23 protein-coding genes are annotated in these 24,076 nt (G+C 62.3%); 10 read left to right on the top strand and 13 right to left on the bottom strand.

All coding sequences use genetic code 11. The features are described 5' to 3' along the window. The first annotated feature begins 191 nt into the window (after window positions 1-191). A complete protein-coding gene (gcvP, locus tag ABIB44_RS19470; RefSeq protein ID WP_354586351.1) occupies window positions 192-3,110 on the top strand; it encodes an aminomethyl-transferring glycine dehydrogenase in 2,919 nt (972 codons plus the stop codon). A gap of 107 nt (window positions 3,111-3,217) precedes the next feature. On the opposite strand, the gene ABIB44_RS19465 is transcribed toward gcvP, so the two are convergent. Continuing rightward, window positions 3,218-3,523: a hypothetical protein gene (locus ABIB44_RS19465; RefSeq protein ID WP_354586350.1), complete on the bottom strand. Its 306-nt coding sequence runs from the start codon at window positions 3,521-3,523 to the stop codon at window positions 3,218-3,220. Window positions 3,524-3,777: 254 nt separating this feature from the next. On the opposite strand from ABIB44_RS19465, the gene ABIB44_RS19460 reads away from it, so the two are divergent. Continuing rightward, entirely contained in the window at window positions 3,778-4,383 is a 606-nt protein-coding gene (locus tag ABIB44_RS19460) for a DUF4136 domain-containing protein (RefSeq protein WP_354586349.1), read from the top strand. 59 nt (window positions 4,384-4,442) lie between these two features. Here the strand turns inward: ABIB44_RS19460 and ABIB44_RS19455 are convergent, their stop codons facing one another. From ABIB44_RS19455 to ABIB44_RS19445, 3 genes are all read right to left on the bottom strand, one after another. Next, window positions 4,443-4,844, bottom strand: coding sequence for a DUF805 domain-containing protein (locus tag ABIB44_RS19455; RefSeq protein WP_354586348.1), 402 nt, complete (start codon window positions 4,842-4,844; stop codon window positions 4,443-4,445). A gap of 22 nt (window positions 4,845-4,866) precedes the next feature. Further along, entirely contained in the window at window positions 4,867-5,760 is an 894-nt protein-coding gene (gene lipA, locus ABIB44_RS19450; protein ID WP_354586347.1) for a lipoyl synthase, read from the bottom strand. A 181-nt stretch (window positions 5,761-5,941) separates the two neighbouring features. Further along, window positions 5,942-6,775: a hypothetical protein gene (locus ABIB44_RS19445; protein ID WP_354586346.1), complete on the bottom strand. Its 834-nt coding sequence runs from the start codon at window positions 6,773-6,775 to the stop codon at window positions 5,942-5,944. Window positions 6,776-6,866: 91 nt separating this feature from the next. Here ABIB44_RS19445 and ABIB44_RS19440 point away from each other — a divergent pair, with 91 nt between their 5' ends. Next, a complete protein-coding gene (locus ABIB44_RS19440; RefSeq protein ID WP_354586345.1) occupies window positions 6,867-7,277 on the top strand; it encodes an OsmC family protein in 411 nt (136 codons plus the stop codon). Between the two features lie 73 nt (window positions 7,278-7,350). Here the strand turns inward: ABIB44_RS19440 and ytxJ are convergent, their stop codons facing one another. The 5 genes from ytxJ to ABIB44_RS19415 all read right to left on the bottom strand — a co-directional run bounded on the left by ytxJ (window position 7,351) and on the right by ABIB44_RS19415 (window position 11,611). After that, window positions 7,351-7,692: a bacillithiol system redox-active protein YtxJ gene (gene ytxJ / locus ABIB44_RS19435; protein WP_354586344.1), complete on the bottom strand. Its 342-nt coding sequence runs from the start codon at window positions 7,690-7,692 to the stop codon at window positions 7,351-7,353. Between the two features lie 110 nt (window positions 7,693-7,802). After that, a complete protein-coding gene (locus tag ABIB44_RS19430) occupies window positions 7,803-8,204 on the bottom strand; it encodes a hypothetical protein (protein WP_354586343.1) in 402 nt (133 codons plus the stop codon). Beyond that, a complete protein-coding gene (locus ABIB44_RS19425; RefSeq protein ID WP_354586342.1) occupies window positions 8,158-8,832 on the bottom strand; it encodes a hypothetical protein in 675 nt (224 codons plus the stop codon). The genes ABIB44_RS19430 and ABIB44_RS19425 overlap by 47 nt, the downstream gene beginning before the upstream one ends. Before the next feature lie 77 nt (window positions 8,833-8,909). Next, on the bottom strand, window positions 8,910-10,928 hold the full coding sequence (locus tag ABIB44_RS19420; protein ID WP_354586341.1) for an alpha-ketoacid dehydrogenase subunit alpha/beta: 2,019 nt from the start codon (window positions 10,926-10,928) through the stop codon (window positions 8,910-8,912). 110 nt (window positions 10,929-11,038) lie between these two features. Next, window positions 11,039-11,611, bottom strand: a complete 573-nt coding sequence (locus ABIB44_RS19415; RefSeq protein ID WP_354586340.1) for a Riean_0653 family protein — start codon at window positions 11,609-11,611, stop codon at window positions 11,039-11,041. Between the two features lie 171 nt (window positions 11,612-11,782). Here ABIB44_RS19415 and ABIB44_RS19410 point away from each other — a divergent pair, with 171 nt between their 5' ends. Next, entirely contained in the window at window positions 11,783-14,425 is a 2,643-nt protein-coding gene (locus ABIB44_RS19410; protein WP_354586339.1) for a TonB-dependent receptor plug domain-containing protein, read from the top strand. A gap of 92 nt (window positions 14,426-14,517) precedes the next feature. Continuing rightward, on the top strand, window positions 14,518-15,777 hold the full coding sequence (locus ABIB44_RS19405) for a M16 family metallopeptidase (protein WP_354586338.1): 1,260 nt from the start codon (window positions 14,518-14,520) through the stop codon (window positions 15,775-15,777). Between the two features lie 106 nt (window positions 15,778-15,883). Here ABIB44_RS19405 and ABIB44_RS19400 read toward each other — a convergent pair whose 3' ends face one another. The 4 genes from ABIB44_RS19400 to ABIB44_RS19385 form a co-directional block, all read right to left on the bottom strand. Beyond that, window positions 15,884-16,261 carry a hypothetical protein gene (locus ABIB44_RS19400; protein WP_354586337.1) on the bottom strand — a complete coding sequence of 126 codons (378 nt, stop codon included), beginning with the start codon at window positions 16,259-16,261 and terminating at the stop codon, window positions 15,884-15,886. Window positions 16,262-16,426: 165 nt separating this feature from the next. Next, window positions 16,427-16,849, bottom strand: coding sequence for a hypothetical protein (locus ABIB44_RS19395; RefSeq protein WP_354586336.1), 423 nt, complete (start codon window positions 16,847-16,849; stop codon window positions 16,427-16,429). A 146-nt stretch (window positions 16,850-16,995) separates the two neighbouring features. Next, window positions 16,996-17,346, bottom strand: a complete 351-nt coding sequence (locus ABIB44_RS19390; protein WP_354586335.1) for a hypothetical protein — start codon at window positions 17,344-17,346, stop codon at window positions 16,996-16,998. Between the two features lie 233 nt (window positions 17,347-17,579). Continuing rightward, window positions 17,580-18,203: a hypothetical protein gene (locus ABIB44_RS19385; RefSeq protein ID WP_354586334.1), complete on the bottom strand. Its 624-nt coding sequence runs from the start codon at window positions 18,201-18,203 to the stop codon at window positions 17,580-17,582. 106 nt (window positions 18,204-18,309) lie between these two features. On the opposite strand from ABIB44_RS19385, the gene pheS reads away from it, so the two are divergent. From pheS to bshC, 5 genes are all read left to right on the top strand, one after another. Next, the gene (pheS, locus tag ABIB44_RS19380) at window positions 18,310-19,416 is read left to right on the top strand and encodes a phenylalanine--tRNA ligase subunit alpha (RefSeq protein ID WP_354586389.1); all 1,107 of its coding nucleotides are present in this window, start codon (window positions 18,310-18,312) and stop codon (window positions 19,414-19,416) included. Between the two features lie 45 nt (window positions 19,417-19,461). Next, window positions 19,462-20,085 (top strand): Uma2 family endonuclease, encoded by a 624-nt coding sequence (locus ABIB44_RS19375; RefSeq protein ID WP_354586333.1) that lies wholly within the window; start codon window positions 19,462-19,464, stop codon window positions 20,083-20,085. Between the two features lie 58 nt (window positions 20,086-20,143). Further along, entirely contained in the window at window positions 20,144-21,457 is a 1,314-nt protein-coding gene (gene rimO / locus ABIB44_RS19370; protein ID WP_354586332.1) for a 30S ribosomal protein S12 methylthiotransferase RimO, read from the top strand. A 107-nt stretch (window positions 21,458-21,564) separates the two neighbouring features. Next, window positions 21,565-22,383, top strand: coding sequence for a 2OG-Fe(II) oxygenase family protein (locus tag ABIB44_RS19365; RefSeq protein ID WP_354586331.1), 819 nt, complete (start codon window positions 21,565-21,567; stop codon window positions 22,381-22,383). A gap of 92 nt (window positions 22,384-22,475) precedes the next feature. Then, complete coding sequence (gene bshC / locus ABIB44_RS19360; protein ID WP_354586330.1) at window positions 22,476-24,071, top strand: bacillithiol biosynthesis cysteine-adding enzyme BshC; 1,596 nt, start codon at window positions 22,476-22,478, stop codon at window positions 24,069-24,071. The last annotated feature ends 5 nt before the right edge of the window (window positions 24,072-24,076 follow it).

Raw genomic sequence — 24,076 nt, 5'->3', positions numbered from 1 at the left:
TAAGCTCCTTCGCTGCGCTCAGGATGACGCATGGGTTTAATGGCACTGCAATGCACCAAGAAACCAGCCGACGCCCAAAATTACAGCTTTCTTACAGTTCGGCGGGACGTTTCGGGCGTACCTTTGTTAAGGAATCTGACTCCGTAATCCCACCCGCCTAACCGGCTCCCCACCAATCCATTCCCGTCTTTATGTCGTTGAAATTCTCGCCAGTCGACGTTTTTGAAGCCCGCCACAACGCGCCCAGTGCCGACGCGCAGGCCGCCATGCTCCGCACCATCGGCGTGGACAGCATCGAGCAGCTTATCGCCGAAACCATACCGCCCGCCATCCGCCTGAAGAAAGCACTTGACCTGCCCGCCGCCCTTAGCGAACGGGCTTTTTTGGCGAAGTTCAAGCAGATTGCCGGCCAGAACCAGGTGTTCAAGTCGTACATCGGCCTAGGCTACCACGATACCACCCTGCCCCCCGTTATCCAGCGCAATATTCTGGAAAACCCGGGCTGGTACACCGCCTACACGCCCTACCAAGCCGAAATTGCCCAGGGCCGCCTCGAAGCCCTCATCAACTACCAAACGATGGTAATTGACCTCACGGGCATGGAAATCGCCAACGCCAGCCTACTGGATGAAGGCACCGCCGCCGCCGAGGCCATGCACATGCTGCACAGCCAGACCAAGAAAAAAGGGGCCAACCAATACTTCGTGTCGGAGCAGGTGCTGCCCCAGACCATCGACCTGCTGCGCACCCGCGCCACGCCGGTGGGCATCGAGCTGGTGGTGGGCGACCACCGCCAGGTAGACTTCAGCAACGACGGCTTCTTCGGGGCCATGGTGCAGTACCCCGCCGCCGACGGCGAGGTGTTCGACTACTCGGCCTTCATCGCCGATGCTCAGAAAAACAGCGTGTTCGTGGTAATGGCCGCCGATTTGCTGGCCCTCACGCTCCTCACCTCGCCCGGCGAGCTGGGGGCCGATGTGTGCGTGGGCAACTCCCAACGCTTCGGCGTGCCAATGGGCTACGGCGGGCCGCACGCCGGCTTCTTCTCGTGCCGCGAGCAGTTCAAGCGCGTTATTCCCGGCCGCCTCATTGGCCAGAGCATCGACGCGGCCGGCAACAAAGCCTTCCGCATGGCCCTGCAAACCCGCGAGCAGCACATCCGCCGCGAAAAAGCCACCAGCAACATCTGCACCGCCCAGGTGCTGCTGAGCGTGCTGGCCGGCATGTTCACCGTGTACCACGGCCCGCAGCGCCTGAAGCAGTTTGCCACCAATACCCACCTGCTGGCCCAGACCCTGGCCGCCGGCCTCCAAAAGCTGGGCGTCGAGCAAACCAACGAGCACTACTTCGACACCCTGAGCCTGCGCCTTGAGAGCGCCGAGATGCAGCAGGCCCTGAAAAAAGAAGCCGAAGCCGCCCGCCTCAACTTCCGCTATTTTGAAGAGGTGCGCGTTGGCATCTCGCTCAACCAGAACACCGAGCTGAATGACGTAGCCGACATCTTGGACGTGTTTGCCAAAGTGCTGGGCAAGGAAGCCGGCCAGCTGGCCGACGTAAGCGAAGCCGCCGAGCTGCACGTGCCCGCCGCCCTAGTGCGCCGTAGCGAGTACCTCACGCACCCCGTTTTCAACACCCACCACGCCGAGCACGAGCTGCTGCGCTACATGAAGCAGCTCGAAAACAAGGACCTCAGCCTGGCCCACTCCATGATTGCACTCGGCTCGTGCACCATGAAGCTGAATGCCACCGCCGAGATGATTCCGGTGACTTGGCCCGAAATCGGTGGCCTCCACCCCTTTGCCCCCGTTGAGCAGGCCAAAGGCTACGAGCAGATTTTCGCCGACTTGCAAACCTGGCTCTGCGAGGTAACCGGCTTCGACGCCGTGAGCCTGCAGCCCAACTCCGGTGCGCAAGGCGAATACGCCGGCCTGCTGGCCATTCGTGGCTACCACGAGGCCCGCGGCGACCACCACCGCAAGGTGGCCCTCATCCCGTCGTCGGCCCACGGCACCAACCCCGCCTCGGCCGTGATGGCCGGCATGCAGGTAGTGGTGGTGAAAAGCTCCGAAGACGGCAACATTGACCTGGCCGACCTCAAGGCGCAGGCCGACAAGCACGCCGCCAACCTGAGCTGCCTGATGGTGACTTACCCCAGCACGCACGGCGTGTATGAGGAAACCATCATCGACATCTGTAATATGATTCATGAGTATGGCGGCCGGGTGTACATGGACGGGGCCAACATGAATGCCCAGGTGGGCCTCACTTCGCCCGCCGCCATCGGGGCCGATGTGTGCCACCTGAACCTGCACAAAACCTTCTGCATTCCGCACGGCGGCGGCGGCCCCGGCGTGGGTCCCATCGGCGTAGTGGCCGACCTCGCGCCCTACCTGCCCGGCCACGCCGTGGTGCCCGTCGAGGGCCGCACCAGCGGTGCCGTATCTGCCGCGCCGTGGGGTTCGGCCAGCATCCTGCCCATCAGCTACGCCTACATTTCGATGATGGGGGGCGACGGCTTGCAGCGCGCCACCGAGCTGGCCATTCTCAACGCCAACTACATCAAGGCCCGCCTCGAAGCGCACTACCCGGTGCTCTACACCGGCAGCCACGGCCGCTGCGCCCACGAGATGATTCTCGACTGCCGCCACTTCAAAAAGGCCGGCATCGAAGTTGAAGACATCGCCAAGCGCCTGATGGACTACAACTTCCACGCGCCTACCGTGAGCTTCCCGGTAGCCGGCACGCTCATGATTGAGCCCACTGAAAGCGAAAGCAAAGCCGAGCTCGACCGTTTTTGCGACGCGATGATTTCCATCCGCAAGGAAATCGCCGATGTGGAGTCGGGCAAGGCCGATGCCAAGGAGAACGTCCTCAAGCACGCCCCGCACACCGCCGCCACCGTGCTCGTGCACGACTGGACCCGCCCCTACTCGCGTGAGCAAGCTGTGTACCCAATGGAGTACGTGCGCGCCAACAAGTTCTGGCCCAGCGTCAGCCGCATCGACTCGGCCTACGGCGACCGCAACCTGATTTGCAGCTGCACGCCCATGGAAGAATACGCCGACCAGCAGGAAGAGCTGGTGCAGGCCGATAAAGGCCCGTCGTACTAACCAAGTCCGGCAGGGCAGTCACAAAAAAGCCTCGTCATTGCTGACGAGGCTTTTTTGTGACTGCCCTGCCGGGGTTTGTGGCGGTGAAACCTCCGGCGACGAAAATTTTATTTCTTTTTGCGGTTGCCTCGCTCGTTACCCCGCTCGCCGAAGCAGCGGCGGTCCATGTAGCCCATTTGGGTTTGGCCACCTTTGTCGAGACGAACCCGCACGAAATAGGCATTGATGGTGTCGGTCACCTGCACTTCGTTGCCGGTAGTGGTTTGGGCCAGCACGGCTGAGGTCTTGGTCATGCCATCATACACCGGGCAATCGACGATGGTATTGTAGGCGACGGGCGTACGCTCGATGCCGCCTCGGTTCAGTTCGTCACGGGAGGCGGTGCAGCCAGCAACCAATCCAACTACGGACACTAAGAGTAAGACTGTATTTTTCATTAATCAAACGAGAAACAGGAAGATGTATTTTGTGGGTAAGGTAGAGCAAAATCCTGTTAAGTCAATAGTAGGCAAGCATAATTAGTGGCCAGACGGGGGTTTTTCGGGAACTGGTAAAATTTGAACGTCGGATTATCATTTTCCGTTAGTACAATAGCCGCCGGCACCCGCTCGTTTGCACTGATAAACGGCCCGTCAGGCGCTCCACTCACTTGTTCCATTTTTATTCTATGAACCGCATCACCCGTTATCTGGCCCGTCCGGCGGCTTTGGCCGCTATTGGCTTGCTCCTCCTGCTGGGGCCCAGCGGCTGCACCACCGCCGCCCGCGTGGGCGTGACCAACGATTTTGACCACGCCGTTAACTTCCGGGCTTTCAAAACCTGGGCCTGGTACCCACAGCAGCCCAAAGATGCCGAGGGCGGACCCGCCAAAGGCTACGAATCATTCCTTGACAAGCGTATGCGCGCTGCCGTAACGACCGAGATGACCGCCAAGGGCCTGACCGAGGTAGCCGTGACCGCGGCCCCCGACATTTATGTAGCCTACAGTGCCCGCGTTGAGGATAAGCAGCAGGTTTCGCCTTACTACAATGGCTTGGGCTACCCTTACGGCTACGGCTATGGCTACTACGGCCGCGGCTACTCGCCCGTGACGCAGTACAAAGCTGGCACCGTAGTCATCGACATCGTGGATGCCCGCCGCAAGGAGCTCGCCTGGCGCGGCACCGGCCAAGCGCAGGTGAACCAGAATACCATCGATGAAGTGGAAACCCACCGCATTGTGAACGGAATTCTGAGCACCTACCCGCCGCAGGACAACAACGCCCGCCGCTAACCCGGCAGCATCGCCGAATAACGCAAAAGAGCCGCCCTAGATGGGGCGGCTCTTTTGCGTTATTCGGGTTCGGTATTCCCCGGCGGTACTATCATCGGTGGCGGTGGTGGTGGAAGCAGGTACGGACGCTTGGGGTCGAGCCCAAAGCGGTTGGGGCCCACCGTACCCTGCACGAATTGCAGGCCGGCTCCCAAAATATAGCTCACCACCGGCAGGAGCATTACCAGGCTCCACCAGCTACTGAGATTCAGGTCGTGCAACCGCAACAGGGCCTGCACGACTACCAGATAGAAGATGACGACAAACCCCGCCAAAGCCAGTAGCGCAACGGGAACCGGCACCTCCATTGCGTAAAGCCAGCCTGGCAGGGCATATACCACCAGCGCCAGCGCATAAAGCCCCAGCACCCGACAGAAATACCCCCGGCGGCGCAAACGCCCCGCACCAGTAAAAAAAGCCATTGCGGATTTTTTTAAGGCTGGATTATATCGGCACGTTCACGTGGCGCTCGGCGTGGTAGGAGCTGCGCACGAGTGGGCCGCTTTCCACGTACTTCAGGCCGCGGCGCAGGCCCTCTTCCTTGTAGTGGGCAAACTGGTCGGGGGTGATGAACTCGGCCACGTCGAGGTGCCGCCGGGTGGGCTGCAGGTACTGGCCCAGGGTGAGAATATCGAGTCCATTGGCCACGAGGTCGTCCATGGCCTGGTACAGCTCGTCGGCTTTTTCGCCCAGGCCCAGCATGATGCCGGATTTGGTGCGGTGGCCGGCCTGCTTGGTGCGCCGGATTTGCTCGAGGCTACGGTCGTAGCGGGCCTGGGGGCGCACGAGGCGGTAGAGGCTGCCCACGGTTTCGATGTTGTGCGAAATCACTTCCTGGCCCCCCGAAATCATCACGTCCAGCGCATCCCAGTTGGCCTTCACGTCCGGAATCAGGGTTTCGATGGTGGTGCCGGGCGAGAGCTGCTTGGTGAGCACCACGGTTTCGCGCCACACGCTGGCCCCCCGGTCCTTCAGCTCGTCACGGTTCACAGAGGTGATGACGGCGTGTTTTACCTTCATCAGGGCAATGGCTTCGGCCACGCGGCGGGGCTCGTCGAGGTCGTACTCGGTGGGACGACCGGTGGCCACGGCGCAAAACGAGCACGACCGGGTGCAGATGTTGCCCAGAATCATGAACGTGGCCGTGCCGGCCCCCCAGCACTCGCCCATGTTGGGGCAGTTGCCGCTTTCGCAGATGGTGTGCAGCTTGTGCTCGTCCACGAGGCGGCGCACGGCGGCGTATTCTTCGCCCACGGGCAGCTTCACGCGCAGCCAGTCGGGCTTGCGGGGGCGGGCAGGGGCAGCCGTTTCGGGCTGGATAACGGGCAAATCAATCATTTTCAGTTAACAGTGAGCAGTCAACAGTGAGCAGTTAACCCTATGAAAAGCAATTCGCCGCTAAATCGTTTCAACCCAGCAGCGGCACAAAAATAACCTCAGAATCACTGGCCAACAGCAATAGCAGTTTCCTAGTTTGCACAGTCATTGCTAACTGCTCACTATTAACTGTTAACTGCTTTTAGCTGCGGTGCCCGAAGTAGAGCGTGAGATACACCGAGGGGAAAAACCGACGGTTGAGCTGGTCACTGGCCAAGTTGGGGTTGGGCGCAAGAATCATCATTCGCTTGGTAAACCCTTCTACCAAAAAGCCTACTTCCAGGCCGGCCACGGCATCGCGATACCGGCCATACTCGAAGCTGAGCGCGCCGCGCAGGTGCGCGCCGGGCACCACCTGCGTCTGGCCGATACCACTGAAAAGCGGGCCGTGGTCGAGAATAGCCAGCTCGACGTTGTGTTTTAAGGGGTCGTATTGCTCGTTCACAATGTCGTCCTGCGACAGATTGTACTGGGCCTGCCCAACCGCGAAAGTGCGGTCGTAGCTAATGTAGTAGGGCATGAGCAGGCCAATGGAGGGGCCGGCGCTCGCCAGCACATTCACCTGCACACCGGCATCGGCGGCCTTGCGAAATAGCACGCGCTGCAGGCCAAACGAGGGCCGCAGCACAAACCCGTAGTTGGTTTTGCTGGCGATGTAGGTGCCGCCCACGTAGGGATTGGTCACGCGCTGCTCCTTCGCATTTTTCAGCATCACGCCTTCCAACATCCAGAAGCGCAGGTTGCGGTCGTCGAGCACGCGCGACGACCGGATGGACGCCCCGCCCAACAGCCCGCCCTGGGTGTTGAAGTTGATGCCGAACACGAATTCCTTGTTGTAGGACTGCTCGTCGGAGGGAGCTGGGAGCACGCCACCAGCGCGCGTTGGCGCCTGCGCCCGCGCCGGCCCCACGGCCAGCAGCAGCCCCAGCGCCACCACCGGCAGGCCGCGCGCGATGAAGCAAATGCCGGCTCGCAAGCGGGCAAAACCAGTCCGTTCCGATGCAGAACTCCCGGGCAGGTGTAAATTAGCTACTGAAATCATGATGCCTTAAAGGTAACTATCTGACTTGAAGAACACCGCAACCGCCCGCTACGCCGGCCACCTCCGCACCGAAGCTACGCATACCGCTTCGGGTAACGCTATTCAGACCGACGCGCCCGTCGATAACCACGGCCGGGGCGAGGCCTTCTCCCCCACCGACCTCGTGAGCACGGCCCTGGGCTCGTGCATGATGACGGTGATAGGTATCGTGGCCGAACGCCACAGCTGGGACCTCGTGGGCAGCACATTCGCCGTGCTCAAGCACATGAGCGCCGAGCCGCCACGCCGCATTGCCCAAATTGACGTGACGTTTACCCTGCCAGCCACCCTGGCCCCACAGGAGCGTATCCTGCTGGAGCGCGCCGCCCACACTTGCCCGGTGGGCCTGAGCCTGCACCCGGAAGTGCGGCAGAACATCGTATTCGAATACAAATAGTTGATTGGTGGAGTAGTTGAGGAACTTCGTCCCGCCAAGCAGCCCGAACTTCCTCAACTACTCCACCAATCAACTATTTAACCACTGCCTGCACATCGCTGAGGCGGATGCCCATGTGCGAGGCATCGTAGGCACATTCGCCGTTCTTGATGAGCAAGAGCTGCGGTGACTGGTGCTGCACGCCGAACTGGTCGGCAATCTGGGCCGAGAGGGGGCGAAAACGGAGCAAGTCGAGGTAATAGATGGGCAACGTCAGGCCGCTGTCGGCCCATTGGCGCTCAATTTTGCCCTTAGCGGCGGCACTAATGGAGCAGGTCGTGCTATGCTTAAAAATGAGTACGGGCTGCTCGTGCGAAGCCTGCGCGAGGTCGGTAAGCTGTTCGGGTTGGGTGAGGGGAAGCCAGGGAGTGGACATTCGGGGTTTACTTAGTTAGCAATAAGGAAAATAACGATGGCCACCCAAAGCACATTGGGGCGGCTGTGACACTACAACAACTAGCGGGCAGTTGATTCCCGCGAGGAGGCTCACTTCTTTTTTTCTTTTTTGGTTTCCTGAGCCGACGGGCGCTGAATGGCCGTTTTGCGGCGCTGGCCCAGCAGGCCGGCGGGCTGCACGTTGGGAGCGATACCGGACTTGTAGTCGAGCTCGGGGTTGGTAGCCGGACGGGGCTCGGTGCTGGCCCCACGCTTCAGGCGGTCGGGCGTTACGATGAGATGGCTGTCCTTGTATGGTGATTCGGTGGTGCGGGCCTCGCGCAGGGCGCGACGGTTGGCCGCCCGGATGCGGCCGGGCTTCTCCTTCACAATTTGGGCGTGGGCGGCCGGCGCCAGCAGCCCCGCCAGCAGCAGCAGCCCGAACACCAGCAGCCCGCCGGCGCGGTTACGGCTTGCCCGTGGGGCCGGCACCAGGCGCAGCGGGCGGGCCACCGGGGCCAGCATCCGGAGCTGGCGGCGGGCCGCCCGGGGTAGCACCATCAGGGGCTGGGGCGTTGTCGGGAGCAGCGCTGGGCTGCTTGGGCGCGGGCCGGTGGTCGGGGCTGTAGTTGGGCTTTGCATGGAGGCCGAATTTGAAGAAGTTGCGGATAGACTCGATTGGATGGAAGCCTTTGTACTGCTTGTGGATTTTACGGCGGTTCAGCTTCGGCTTTTTCATCAGCTGCTGCTTGTCGTATTTCACCGTGGAGCGCTCGGGCAGCGTGCTGGTTGCCGGGCCCGCCGGCGTGGCCGAAGCCAACGGCGCACCCGAAGGCGTGGACACATCGGTAGCGGCTTCGGGAGCGCCATTGGCGTCCCTGGCCTGCTTCTTCTTGCCCGACCCAAATAGCCCGCTCAGCAAACCGGTTTTCTGGCCGCTGTTGGCCTGGGCTTCTTTTTCGCGGGCAGCTTTGGCCTTCTTCTCGGCTTTCTGCTGGGCAATGAACTCCCGCGAAGGCTTGGGCGTGGGCAGCCGGTATGGATGCACCACCTTGTGGTAGAGGCTACAGCCCCCCAAGCCCGCCAGCAATAGCACGCCGAACAGCAGCGAAAATAGATTGGATAAAAAGCGTTGTTTCACTGCGAGTTGGGCCGAAGCTCAGGATACGTAAATAGCGATATGGCAGACGCGCGAAAACCGCGCCAACCCGTGCCGGACTAGTAGTTGCGCAGGGCCTGCACCTGCTCACGCAAGCGCTGCTGGGGCAGGAAAGCGGCTTCCAGCGGTGGAGCAAACGGAATGGCGGTATCGAGCGAGGCCACGCGGCGCACCGGCGCATCGAGGTGCTCGAAGCAGTTTTCACCAATCCAGGCCGCGATTTCGCCGCCGATGCCGCCGGTCATCGTGTCTTCGTGCAGGATGAGGACGCGGCCGTTTTTCTCCACGGTGCGGCGCACGGCTTCCTGGTCCCAGGGCAGCAGGGTGCGCAGGTCCAGAATATCGGCCGACACGCCCAGGTCTTGGCAGGTTTGCAGGGCCCAGCGCACCCCCATGCCGTAGGTAATAATGCTGAGCTCGTCGCCCTCGGCGGCCAGCGCGGCCAGCCCGATGGGGGTGGTGTAGTAGGCCTCGGGCACTGGGCCGGTGAGGCTGCGGTAGAGCATCTTGTGCTCGAAATACAGCACCGGGTTAGGGTCTTCAAAAGCGGCGCAGAGCAGGCCCTTGGCGTCGTGCGGGTTGCTGGGGTACACCACTTTCAGGCCGGGCACGTGGGTAAACCACGCCTCGTTGCTCTGGGAGTGGAACGGGCCGGCCGCCGAGCCCGCGCCGGTGGGCATGCGCACCACCACGTCGGCGTTCTGGCCCCAGCGGTAGTGGCTCTTGGCCAGGTTATTCACAATCTGGTTGAAGCCGCAGGTGACGAAATCGGCAAACTGCATTTCGACCATGGCCTTCTTGCGCTTGATACTCAAGCCCAAACCAATACCCACGATGGCCGACTCGCACAGCGGCGTGTTGCGCACCCGGGCCTTACCAAACGCGGCCACGAAGCCCTCGGTAATTTTAAATACCCCGCCATAGTCGGCAATATCCTGGCCCATGAGCACGAGTTCGGGATAGCGCTCCATGCTCTGCTTCAGGCCCTCCTGAATGGCATCGATGAAGCGCTTTTCGGGAGCCGGAGCATCTTTCGGCACGTCGGTTACGGGGGCTTCGAAAGGCGCGTACATGTCGGCGATTTCCTCCTGAATATCGGCCGTGGGCATGGGCTCGGCATCGGCTTCCTGCAGGCCAGCTTCGATGGCGGCCTTGATTTTTTCGCGGATGCTGTGCTTGGCGGTTTCGGTGAGGATGCCCTCGGCCAGCAGCCACTTTTCGTAGTTTTCGACCGGGTCTTTGGCGGCCCATTCCTCCATCAGGCTCTGGGGCACGTACTTGGTGCCGCTGGCTTCCTCGTGGCCGCGCATCCGGAACGTGAGGGCCTCGACCAGCACCGGGCGCGGGTTCTGGCGCATATCCTCGGCCAGCCGCTTGATGGTGGTGTACACTTCGAGCACGTTGTTGCCGTCGACCTGCACGGCTTCCATGCCGTAGGCGGGGCCTTTATCGACGAACGACTTGAAGCGGAACTGCTCGTTACTGGGCGTGCTCAGGCCGTAGCCGTTGTTTTCGATGATGAAGATAACCGGCAGCTGCCACACGGCGGCCACGTTCAGCGCCTCGTGGAAGTCGCCTTCGCTGGCCCCGCCGTCGCCGCTGTAGGTCACGGTTACTTTGGGGTTTTTATCGAGCACATCGGCCAGGGCAATGCCGCCGGCCACAGCCAGTTGCGGGCCGAGGTGCGAAATCATGCCCACAATGTGGTGCTCGTTGGTGCCGAAGTGAAAGCTGCGGTCGCGGCCCTTGGTGAAGCCCAGGCGTTTGCCCTGCCACTGCGCAAACAGGCGGCCCAGCGGCACCTCGCGCCCCGTGAACACGCCCAGGTTGCGGTGCAGGGGCAGAATGTACTCGTCGGCCTCCAGCGCCAGCGTGCTGCCCACCGAAATGGCCTCCTGCCCGATACCCGAGAACCACTTGCTCACTTTGCCCTGGCGCAGCAGAATCAGCATTTTCTCCTCAATCAGCCGGGGCCGCAGCAGGTGCTGGTAGAGGTGCAGTAGGGTTTCGTTGGAAAGGTCTTGCCGGTCGAACTGAAGGTCAGCGTTAGCCAAAGTGAGGGCGGGGGCGGTGGGCATTATGCGAGGAAAACGGGTGGGTTGGATGGGCAAAGGTAGCGGGCACGGACCAGCGGCCCCAGCCCGGCACCGCGCCCGGCCAGCCGGCATTTGTCCACCGTTGCCAGCAGCTAGCGGCTGAGCTCGATATCGAACCGCCCCTCGGTCACGCGTACGTTGGCGGGGAAACCGGCGGGCCAGGCAGATTCTGGGGTAAGGCTGGTGCGCAGCTCAAACCGGCCAGCCACTACGGGGTGCGCACCAGCCGTGTCGAGGCGCGTGATGGTGAGCGTGCCAGTGCCCAGCGCGTAGGCCAGTTGGCGGTTGCTGGTGGCCAGGGCGGCGGTGCGGCCGGCGATTTCGGCCGGGCCGCCCAAATCATACACGCCAGGGCCGCTCACGTGGGCGGCGCGCAGTGCAACGCTGGTAATTGGGCCCTCCACCTGCAGGCGGCGAAAGGCATCGAGGCGCAGCTCGCCGTGCTGGTAGTGCGCGGTGGGCGTGAGCACGCGGCCGTCGAGGGTGCGGGAGTTGCTGGCCTCCCAGGGCTGGCCGTTCACGAGGCAGCCGAAGGTGTTGGCACCCAGCTGGCTGGCGGCGGGCAGGTGCACCGGCGGCAGGGTTGGGTACAGGTCGGCGGTGGCGTCTTCGCAGCTGGCCAGCAGGCCAAGGAGCGGCAGCAGCAGGAGTAGGCGTTTGGGCATGGGAGGCAGCGCGGGGAAAGGAATGGATGGACCCGAAAGGTAATGGGTTGAGGCTGAATTCCGGGGGCTTCAGCCAACCGGGTTGGCCGGGACCAGCTCCCGGCGGGCAATGTGCAATCCGGCTGGCCGGGGCATCTATCTTCGCACCCGCTTTTCCATTCCTTTTCCTTTATGGTTCGATTCTTACCCATTGGCTACCTGCTGCTGCTAACGACCGCCGCGCAGGCGCAACAGGCCGATACACTAGCCGCCGACAGCCTTCCCGCTCGTTCAATAACCATCCGTGACCCAAGCTATGTTACGGTTCTCACTGCCAGCAGCAGAGGACTAACCACCATTCAGCCCCTGCTCAGCCGGACGGCGGGCGTGCAGTACACGCCCTACTCCGGCGCGCCGGGTGCGGGCGCGGTGGTGCGCATTCGCGGGGCGGCCAGTATCGACAGCCACGTGCAGCCGCTGTACATCGTCGACGGCGTCCCGGTGTTTCAGTACCGCTTCAACACTTTTAGCGAGCTGGCCCGCTTCAATCCGCCGCCCATCAACCCCGATGCCAGCACCAACCCGCTGCTGAGCATTGCGCCCGAGGACGTGGAGAAAATCGAAGTTCTGAAAGGGGCGTTCGACACCGGCCAATACGGTTTTCTGGGCCAGAACGGGGTTATCCGCATCACCACCCGGCGGGGCGCAGCGAGCCAGCCGCTGCGCGTGCAGTACACGGCTTCGGGCGGTGTGCAAACGGCCCGCCACCGCTACTCGCTGCTGGGGGCCCGCGAAGCTGCCGAGCTCACCAACGAAGCCGCCCGCAACAACGGCTACGCCCCCGAGTACACGCCGGCCGAAATCGCCGGCTTCGGGGCCGGTACCGACTGGCAGGCCGAGGTGCTGCGCATAGCGGCCATGCAGGAGCACCACCTGGCCCTGAGCGGCGGCACCGCCCACGGCACGCGCTACTACGCCGGCCTCGACTACCTCAACCAGCAAGGCATCGTGCGCAGCACCGACCTGCAGCGCTACGGCCTGCGCCTAAACCTCGACCAGACCGTGGGCCAGCACCTGCGCCTGAGCGCCGGCCTGAGCTATAGCCAGATAGCCGAGCATCGGCCCACGGCCAGCCTCCTGCCGCTGGCGCTGCGCCTGCTGCCCACCGTGCCGGTGTACGAGGCCAACGGCGACTACGCCACCGACTACGGCGCACCCAACCCGGTGCAGGTGGCCAACCAGAACCTGAGCACCCCGTACAACCGCCGCCTGCTGGCCCACGCCGAGCTGGCCTACGAAATAGCCACCGGCCTCACCCTCGCCCTGCGCGCCGCCTTCGAGCGCGACTCGCTGCTGGCCCGCGACTACCAGGGCCCCACCAACTACTACGCCCGCATCGACGGCTTCGAAACCGGCGTGCGCGGCGCTTCGCATCAGCAGCTTACCCTGAACCCCGCCCTGCGCTACCGCCGCACCCTGGCCGAGCGCCACGTGCTAGCCGCGAGCCTGGAAGCTACTGGCTGGCGCAACCAGCAGTCCCAGTCGTTTCTGGAGCGCACCGTGCCCGTACCGCCGTTCGCGCTGCCCCCCGGCCGGACGGCGGGCAGCATGTTCAGCTCGACTTACAACCTGTTCAGCTACCAGTTGCTGGCCAGCTACACCTACGCCGGCCGATATGCCCTGCAGGGCAGCTTGCGGGCTGATAAGTCGGCGCAGGCCATCGGGCCGGAAAAGCAGCAGTGGCTGCCAGCAGCCGAAGCCACCTGGCACGCTGCTCAGGAAGCCTGGCTGAAAGACCGCGGCCCGGTGAGCACGCTAGATGCCTGGGTGGGCGGGGGCCAGACCAGCAATCGTGGCAACTACGCCGGCGCCCACGGCCTGGGCTTTCTGGGCGGGCCAAGCTCATCCCCTTTTTTCTTCCCCTTAGATGAGCTAACCACCCAGGCCGATGCCGGCCTGCGCCTGGGGCTGGCTCACGACCAGCTGTCATTCAGTGCTTCGGTTTACCAGCGCGACACCCGGGCTAAACTGGGTTATCCTGGGCAGCAGCTACCGCCGGTGTACGTGCGCAATCGGGGGCTGGAGCTGAGCTTGGCCGGCACTTGGCAGGCGGGCCGCCTGCACGGCAGCTCCGGGCTCACGGCCGCCTTCAACCGCAACCACTACGACCAGCCCACCGATAACGGGATAAAATTCTACGTGCCGGGCCGTAACTTTGCCTACACCTCGGGCCAGCCGCTGGGCTCGTTTTACGGCTACCGCTACCGGGGCCTCAATGCGGCCGGCAACCCGCTTTTCGATTCGCCCAATGGCAACCTGCCCTCGCCGCAGATACTGAGCGCAGGCATTCCGCGCCAGCTGCTTGGCTTCGTCCAACAGCTCACCTACGGCAAGCTCGATTTGCAGCTACAGCTTGACGGCATGTTTGGCTACGACGTGTTTGACAACAACCTGCTGCTGCTGGACGTGCCGCGCGGCGGCTTCAACGCCACCACCCGCGTGCGCGACCGCTGGACCCCAACGCACACCAATACCGACGTGCCCCGGGCCGGGTCCCAGGTTAACAACATTAGCAATACGGTTTCCAACTATACCCTGCAATCGGGCAACCACGTGCGCTTGAGCAGTGTGGTGCTCACGGCCGAGGTGTGGCGCAAGGCTCCGCACGCGGTTTCCGTGTTTTTGAGCGGTACCAACTTACTGGTAATCTCGGCCTACCGCGGCTTCGACCCCAACGTGAGCGCCGCCGAAGACGACCCGCGCCAGGCCGGCCTCGACCAGGGCGCTTATCCCGTGGCGCGCACCGTCAGCCTGGGCGTGCGGGCCACGCTGTAGCCGGGAGCCGGCCGGCCGGAAACCCCGGGGCCCGGCTGGCGGTTACCCAGCCCCGGCCGGCCCGTACCTTTACCCTATTCCGATTTTCGCTTATGATTCACTTCACCGAGTTTACCCTCGCCAACGGCCTGCGCTGCATCGTTCACGAAGATTTCAGCACGCCCATGGCCGTGCTGAACGTGATGTACGACGTGGGCTCGCGCGATGAAGAAGCCACCCACACCGGCTTCGCCCACCTGTTTGAGCACCTCATGTTCTCCGGCTCGGTCAATATTCCAAGCTACGATGAGCCCTTGCAGCGCGTGGGCGGTGAAAACAATGCCTTCACCTCGTCCGACGTCACCAACTACTACCTCTCGCTGCCGGCCGCCAACCTCGAAACCGGCTTCTGGCTCGAATCGGACCGTATGCTCAACCTGGCTTTTTCCGAAAACGGCCTCGAAGTGCAGCGCAAGGTGGTGGTCGAGGAGTTCAAGCAGAGCTACCTCAACCAGCCCTACGGCGACGTCTGGCTGCAGCTCAAGCCCCTCGCCTACCGCACCCACCCCTACCAGTGGAACACCATTGGCAAGGAGATTGCGCACATCGAAAACGCCGTGATGGACGACGTGCGCGGCTTTTTCCGCAAGCATTACGCCCCCCAGAATGCCGTGCTGGTAGTAGCCGGGGCCGTGAGCGAGGCCGAAGTGCGCCGCCTGGCCGAGAAGTGGTTCGGGCCCATTGCCGGCGGCCCGGCCTACCAACGCCACCTGCCCGCCGAGCCGGCCCAAACCGAGCCCCGCCACCTCACCGCCACCGCGCCCGTGCCGCTGAGCGCCCTCTACAAAACCTACCACATGCCCGCCCGGGCCGACGACCGCTACCACGCCGTCGACCTGCTGAGCGACGTGCTGGGCCGGGGCAAGTCGGCCCGCCTGCACCAGCGGCTGGTGAAGGAGCAGGCATTATTCAACAACATCTCCGCCTCCCTCACCGGCTCGCTCGACCCCGGCCTGCTCGTCATCAGCGGCAAGCTGAACGAGGGCGTGACCCTGGAAGCCGCCGATGCGGCCGTGGAGGCCGTGGTAGCCGAATTCCGAACCCAGGACGTGGATGCGCAGGAGCTGAACAAAGTAAAAAACCAAGCCGAAAGCAGCCTGGTTTTCGGCGAAATCGACTTGCTGAACCGCGCCCTAAACCTAGCCTATAGCAAGCTGCAGGGCGATGCTAACCTGGTGAACGACGAAAGCCGCCGCATCCAGGCCGTGACCGTGGCCGACGTGCGCGCCGCCGCCGAGCTGGTGCTGCGCCCCGAAAACTGCAGCACCCTTTACTACCAGGCCACGCCCGTCGCCGCCGAAGTAGCAGCATAAGCACTCCCGCAAAAGCAAGTACCCCGGATTTGCAATTCGGCCCGCCTGAACAAAATCGTTCAGGCGGGCCGAATTGCAAATCCGGGGTACTTGCTTTTGCGCCAGCCTAGCGCTTGGCTTTGATTTTGGTCTTGCCCGGGGCCATTGGCACGGCGTTGTCGCGGTTCAGGCTGCTGTTGGCGGGCTTGGTGTAGCGCGGGCGCGGGGTGCGGTTATCGTTGTAACCCCCGTTGCCCTGGTAGCCCACCTGCTTGCGCATAATCATGCTCGGGGCCAGGTAAGAAGCCGAGCCGTTCTTAATATCCTCGGGTACGCCGGCCCCGTAGGGCTTGCCGGTGTGCGGATTGATGTTGGCGGCGCGCGGTGCCTTGCGCGGGCCGCGCGTCGAGTACGGCACGGCTTTTTTGCGCGGGCGGGTCTGGGCATCGGCACTGCCGGCCACGGCAGCTATCAGCAGGAGCGAAGCGAGAAGAGAGCGGAACATGAGAAAACAAATAAAGAAGTGACGAGTGAAACCAGGCGGCTCAACCGAGCTATAAACGCGGCAGCTTCCATCATACGCACCACTGCCCACGAGGGGTTTGAGCTGCTGATGGAAGCTGCCAAAAAACAAGCTGCGCCCTCGCAAAGCGGAGGCGCAGCCGTTGAATTAGTTGCCGAGTGTGGTCTGGGTGGTAGCGGCCGACTTGCGGGGCGGGCGCACGCTGTAGGGCACCATGCCGTTGCTGGTGCGGATGTGCACGGGCATGCCGGGCGAAGCATACACGTTGGCATTGTCGATTTCGCCGCGGTTGCTGCTACCGGCAGTAGCGGCTCCCCAGCCGTTGTTGGCCGCGGTGGTAGTCGAAGCCACAGCCGTTTGGGTTTCCTCAATGGCAGGCCAGCCATCGTTGAGGGCAGGTGCCACCGGAGCCGACTTGATAGCCACCTTGCGGGCCTTCTTGGCGGCGCGGCGCGTGGTGCGGGCGGTGGCTTTGGCCGAAGCCTTTTTGGTGGTGGCTGGCGTGGTCTGGGCGCTGGCTTCAGCCAACAGGAACATCGACAGGGCGAGGGTAAAAATGGTGCGGAACATGGCTGAAGCGAATAAGAAGTAAGACGTTTATTTTCGGTTGCTGAAAGGTGCAATTCGAAAAGCGTGCCAACTTCAGTTTTCCATCCGCTCGCCAACGCCAACGGCCCAATTCCACCTAGCGCATTATTCCGCGCTACGGCGCAAGTCTAGCGCGGGGTGAGCGTAGTGGAAGCTTTCTTTTTGGCACGGCTGGGCATGTTGCCATCATAGTCGGCCGTAACACCATCCTTAATGTGGACGGGCTGGCCCGGGGCAGCATACACACTCTGCACCTTACTCGTAGCCGGGGCGGGCGTGTAATTAGCGGCATCCTTGCGAAGCCCCACTTCCCTGGTGCTGGTTTTGCGCACAGTGGCACGGCGAGGCGTGCTGGTGGTGCGATGGGTGGTTTTTTGCTGCGTAGCGTGGCGGGTAGTGGCGGGCGCGGGCGTAGTCTGGGCCGAGGCTCCGGTGGTGAAAGCCAGCAATAGCAGGCAGGAAAACAGGGTGCGAAACATAAGAAAAATAATAGAGGTGGACAGAGGAAATACCAGCCCAGGCGCTTAGCAGCACCTCAAATGGCTGAGGTACTACCTATACGCGAAACCCGGACCCGGGTAGGGTATTCCCGCTCCTATTACCACTCCTACCCCAAAAAGAAACCCGCTCCCCAGAAGGAAGCGGGCCAGCCTACAGGCACGTTACCATGCAGCATTAAAACTGCTGCAGCCACACTGCTGACAGCATTGGGCTACCAGCCCAGGGGCTCGGGGGCTTTTTTCTTAGGTGCTGCCTTGGGCGCCATTTTAGTTGGTGCCGATGCTTTCAGCGAAGCGGCCGGAGCCTGGGCACCGCCAGCGGCCTGAGTTGCGCTACCACTGGCCGCATCGGCCATTGGGGCGGGAGCAGGAGCAGCCACCGGAGCGGGAGCCATGGTTACGGCTTCGGTTGGGCGCGGAGGCCAGGGCTTGTCGCGGCGCACTTTGCGGTTCATGCGGCGCTCGCGGGTGGCGGCAGCATCGTCGGCCATCACGCTGCGGCCACCTCGCATTACAATCGGCGCACCCGGCGCTACCGACATGCCAATGCTGCTGGGGGTATTGCCACTACCGCCGCCGCCAAAGCCGCCGGGGGTTGTGGCCGCCGCCTCCGGGGCCGCCATAGCGGCTGGTGCTGCGGCAGGAGCGGGCATTTCGGCCGCGCCGCCGTTATTGGCAGCCTGCTGGCCGGTAGCCTTGGCCGAAGTGCTTTTGGTTGATTTCTTAGCCGGGGCTTTTTTGGGAGCATCCCAGCCAGAATTATCCCAGCCACTTTGGGCGGCGGCGGAGTTGGCGAGGCCAGCAGCGAAGAATAGAAAGAATAGAGCGCGTTTCATGGCGATTATCTAAAGAATATAGGGGTTTCGGAGAGCTAACTGAAAGCAGGCTTGAAACGTTCGGCCCGGCGCGAGCCTTGCCGTAACTTTGCGGGATATGATGCAGATGCAGGACTCCATTGCCGCGCTGACGGCCGAAATTACAACCGCCGACCTTAGCAACGCCGCTCACCTCGATGCGTTCCGCATCGCCTACCTCGGCCGTAAAGGCCGCCTGGCCGATTTGTTCGACCAGCTCAAGGCCGTGCCTGCCGACGAGAAACGTGCCGTAGGCCAGCAACTTAACGCCCTCAAGCAACAGGCTCAGGCCCGCTTCGACGAAGCCCAGCAGACCGCCGAAGCGGCCGCCGATAATACCCCCGCCAACCCCGATTTCGACTATACCCTGCCGCCCGTGCCCAATGCCCTGGGCACCCGCCACCCCCTGAGCCTGGTGCGCGAAGAAATGCTGCGCATCTTCGGCCGCATTGGCTTCGCGGTGGCCGAAGGACCGGAAATTGAGGATGACTGGCACAACTTCACCGCCCTCAACTTCCCCGAAAACCACCCGGCGCGCGACATGCAGGACACCTTTTTTATCAAAGGGCAGGAAAGTGTGGAAGCAGGAGGGCAGGAGTTGGAGCAAGGGACTGAGGATAATCAAAGCCCTCTTACCCCCCTACCCTCCCACCCTCACAACCTCTTGAGAACCCACACCAGCACCGTACAGGTACGCGTGATGGAAACCGAGCCCCTGCCCATCCGGCGCGTGATGCCGGGCCGGGTATTCCGCAACGAGGCCATTTCGGCCCGCGCCCACATGATGTTCCATCAGGTGGAAGGCATCTTTATTGACGAAGGCGTGAGCTTCGCTGACCTGAAGCAAACGGTGTATTATTTTGTGCAGGAGCTGTTCGGAGCCGACATCAACATTCGCTTCCGCCCCAGCTTCTTCCCCTTTACCGAGCCCAGCGCTGAAATTGACATTACGTGCCTGATTTGCAAGGGCGCGGGCTGCAACATCTGCAAATACTCGGGTTGGGTGGAGATTGGCGGCTGCGGTATGGTGGACCCCGCCGTGCTCGAAAACGCTAAAATTGACCCCGAGAAATACTCCGGCTACGCCTGGGGCATGGGCATCGAGCGCATTGCCATGCTCAAGTACCAGATTAAGGACCTGCGCTTGTTCACGGAGAACGACATGCGGTTTTTGCGGCAGTTTGAGGCGCTGTAGGGCAGCCGGTGAATCATTTGTAATCAGGCCTTTGTTGTCAACGCCATGACTGTTATGCACCCCGTTCCGCCGCCCGTCCTGGAAGCTGCTCCGGCTTCGCGTCAAACGCTGGCCGAGTATTTCCAGCACCTTGACGAGGATGCATTTTACGCTTTCTGCCAGCAGAACCGCGAGCAGAAATTTGAGCGCCGCGCCGATGGCACCATTGAGTTTGTAACCATGACCGGAGGAACCACGGGCCGCCTTAACAGCGAAATAGTGACCGACCTGACTATTTGGAATCGACAGAGCCGCTTGGGCTTTGTATTCGATTCCTCCACCGGGTTTCGCCTGCCCAATGGCGCGGTGCGCTCGCCTGATGCGGCGTGGGTGCGCAACGAGGCTTGGCAAGCGCTGACGGCCGGGGAGCAGGAGAAATTTCCGCCGTTGTGCCCCGATTTTGTGGTGGAACTGGTGAGCCCATCGGATATGCTGACGGAGGTGGTCGTTAAAATGGAAGAATACATTGCCAACGGCTGCCGCCTGGCCTGGCTCATCGACCCCAAGACCGAAACCGCCCGCGCCTTTCGCGCCGATGGCTCGGTGAGCGTGGCTAAAACCTTCGCTGACACCTTGAGCGGTGAGGACGTACTACCCGGCTTTACCCTGGCACTCACTACTATAAAATAAATATTTCCGTCCGCGAATAATCCGTGAAATCACGGTTAATCAGCGAAAATCAGCGATTGTGAAAGTTAGAAATCAGACCACCAATAAAGTAAACGTCATCACCCTCGGCTGCTCGAAGAACATCGTGGACAGCGAAGTGCTGATGGGCCAGCTCGTGGCCAACGACTTCGACGTGACCCACGAGGCCGAGAAGTCCGACGCCAACATCGTCATCATCAACACCTGCGGCTTTATTGACAATGCCAAGCAGGAAAGCATCGACACCATTCTGCGCTACGCGGATGAGAAGGAGGCCGGCCGCCTCGACAAGCTCTACGTGACGGGCTGCCTCTCGCAGCGCTACAAGGATGAGTTGGAAGTGGAAATTCCGCAGGTTGATGCCTATTTCGGCACCCTGGAGCTGCCCCAGATGCTGAAGGTGCTGAACGCCGACTACAAGCATGAGCTCATCGGCGAGCGCCTCATTACCACGCCCAAGCACTACGCCTACTTCAAAATTGCGGAGGGCTGCAACCGCCCCTGCTCGTTCTGTGCCATCCCGCTGATGCGCGGCAAGCACGTGGACCGCAAGATGGAGGACCTGGTGAAAGAGGCTAAGCGTCTGGCCAGCATGGGCACCAAGGAGCTGATTCTCATCGCCCAGGACCTGACCTATTACGGCCTGGAAGCCTACGGTGAGCGCAAGCTGGCCGACCTACTCCGCAACCTGTCCGACGTGAACGGCATCGACTGGATTCGCCTGCAATACGCCTACCCTTCGCAGTTTCCGCTCGATGCGCTGGACGTGATGGCCGAGCGCGAAAACATCTGCAAATACCTCGACATGCCCCTGCAGCACGGCTCCGATGCCATGCTGAAAAGCATGCGCCGGGGCATCACCAAGCGCCGCACGATGGAGCTGGTCGACACCATTCGGCAGCGCGTACCGGGCATTGCCCTGCGCACCACACTCATTGCCGGCCACCCCGGCGAAACGGAGCAGGACTTCCAGGAAATGTATGATTTTGTGGAGCAGACGCGGTTTGAGCGGCTGGGCATCTTCACCTACTCGCACGAGGAAAACACGCACTCGCACACGTTGGTGGACGACGTGCCGGCTGAGCTGAAACAGGAGCGCGCCGATGCCATTATGGAGCTGCAGCAGGGCATTTCGATGGAGCTGAACGAAGCCCGCGTGGGCCAGACCTACAAGGTGCTGTTCGACCGCAAGGAGAGTGGCCATTTCGTGGGCCGCACCGAGTTCGACTCGCCCGAAGTAGACAATGAAGTGCTGGTAGCCGTGGAGAAGGACACCTTCGTACGCCTCGGCGACTTTGCGAACGTGAAGATTGATTCGGCTTCGGATTTCGACCTCTACGGCCACTTGGTTTAATCCTGAACGTTGTAGAGACGCGAGTACGCGTCTCCTTTTCCGCGCCGTTCAACCGATTCTGTTCACCGATGAGATGCCAATAGGCGTCTCTAACAGCTCTCTCACGCATGAAAGCCCGCCTCAACCAGCAGGATATTGAGTACCGCGTGGAAGGCCCCGCCGGTCCCGGCGCGGCCGAAATTCTGCTGGCGGCCGACACCGACCTCACGGCCGGGCAGTCCTGGGCGGCAGCCGGCTACACGGTAGCGCCCTGGTTGACACCAGCCGAAAACGCTACGCTGCGTTCGGGCCTCATCGAGCTGATGCGTACGGCTGTGCGCGGCGCGGGGCTAGACATCCCCACCGACTGGCCCGTGACGGATTATCACCGGCTGATTGGCGACGACGAGGCCCGCCACCTGGCCGTGGTGCAGCAAACCGGCAGCTACCCGCTGGCCGCCCTGCCCCTGCCGGTAGCCACGCTCGAGGCCCGGGTATCGGCGCTCTGCGGCCGGTTGGTCACCGCGCACAACCCTGTTATTGACCGGGCGCAGTTTCACCTGCGCATCGTGCGGCCCCGGCGTTCCGACAACAACCCACTGCACCGCGATGTGTGGCTCGACCGGCTGCGCAACGGCATCAACATCTACTTCCCACTGGCCGGCAGCACCGCCGATTCATCGTTGGCGCTGCTGCCCGGCTCGCACTGGTGGGCCGAGGACCAAACCACCCGCACCCACGCCGGGGCCGTGTACAACGGCACGCAGTACAGCGTGCCGGCCGTCGTCGATTCGGTGCAGCCGCTGCATCTGCTGCGCCCCAACCCAGGGCCCGAAGAGGTGCTGCTCTTCTCCCCTTACCTGCTGCACGGCGGGGCCGTGAACCTGAACGAGGACGAAACGCGCCTCTCGCTCGAAATGCGGTTCTGGGCGGCCAACGGAGCCTGACAATTAACTTTTTCGGCCGGGGCCGGGTTTTGTGCGGACTTTTGCCATTGGCTAGGGTTCATACCGAACTCGGCCTTGCTCGTACTCCCCCCATGCCCACTCGTTGTACCACGCTGCCCTACGCCGAAACCGGCGCTTTTTCGGGCCTGCTGACCGATTACATTGCCCAAAACCCGGCCCTGGCCCCGTTTTACAACCGCTTTCCGGCGCTCGAAAACTTCGCCGCCCAAATCGAAGAAAAGCAAGCTTCTTTTTCGCCCGAGGCCCGGCAGCGCCTGGTCACGGCCGTGCGGGAGCAATACGGCCCCGCTCCTGCGCCCGCCATCGAAGCCAACTTGCTGCTGCTGGCCGAGCCCACCACCTTCACCGTCACGACCGGGCACCAGCTCAACCTGCTCACGGGGCCGTTGTACTTCATCTACAAAATCGTGTCGGCCATTAAGCTGAGTCGGGAATTGAAGGCTGCTTATCCGCAGCACGATTTCGTGCCAGTGTACTGGATGGCCACGGAGGACCATGATTTCGCCGAAATCAACCACTTCTCGCTCTTCGGCAAAACCTACGCCTGGGACGCGGCCGGTACCGGTGGCCCGGTAGGCCGGCTTGCTTTGGATGGCCTGAGTGAGCAGCTGCTGAGCCAGCTGCCGCCCGAAGTGCCGGCCGCTTTTCACGAAGCCTATTCCGAATCGAAAAACCTGGCCGAAGCCACCCGCAAGCTAGCTGATGCCCTATTCGGCGAGTTCGGACTGGTGACGCTGGATGCCGACCGCCCGGCCCTGAAGCAGGCCCTGGTGCCGTTGCTGACCAAGGAAATCGGCGAGCAAGCGTCGAACGCGGCCGTGCAGGCCACCAACGGCCGCCTCACGGCCGCCGGCTATAAGCCGCAGGTGTACTCGCGGCCTATCAACCTGTTTTTTATTACCGACGAAGGCAAGCGCGAGCGCCTGGAGCCCGATGCCAGCGGGGCCGACTGCGTGGAAGTAACCATCCGCAACACCGCCAAGTGCCACAGCCAGGCCGAGTTACTGGCCCTGGCCCAGGCGCACCCCGAGCAGTTCAGCCCCAACGTGGTGCTACGGCCGGTGTACCAGGAAATGCTGCTGCCGAATCTGGTCTACATCGGCGGCGGGGCCGAGGTAGCCTACTGGTTCCAGCTGAAGGACGTGTTTGCGGCCTTTGGAGTACCTTTTCCCATCGTGCTGCCGCGCAATTCGGCCGAGTACATCAGCCGCGCCAACGGCGGCAAGCTTAAAAAGCTGGGACTGACGGCGCACGAGATTTTCCACCCGCTGCCCGAGCTGAAAAAGCAGGTGGGCGCGGCCTTGGGCCAGGAAGAAGTGAGTTTGAAAGAGCAGCAGGCCGCCCTGGCCGCCGCCTTCCAGCAAGTGCAGGACGTGGCCCAGCGCCTCGACCCGACGCTCGTGAAAACCGTGGCCGCTGAAGCCCAGAAAGCCGCCGCTGGCCTCGCCGGCCTTGAAAAGCGCCTTAGCAAAGCGGCCGAAACTAAGCACGAAACCGCTTACACTCAGCTGGCTGCTCTTAAGGACAAGCTTTTCCCCGGTGGTGGCCTGCAGGAGCGCAGTGAAAACGTGCTTAGCATTCTGATTAACAATCCCAGTTTTATTCAGGAGTTAGTTGAGGCCTTTGAGCCGCTGGCGCTGGCGTTCACGGTGCTGGAGGAGGAGTAAAGCTC

The organism is Hymenobacter sp. UYCo722, assembly GCF_040547115.1.
GTDB lineage: Bacteria > Bacteroidota > Bacteroidia > Cytophagales > Hymenobacteraceae > Hymenobacter.
Note: the sequence above shows the minus strand (reverse complement) of the source record. Positions and strands in the feature narration are given on the sequence as shown.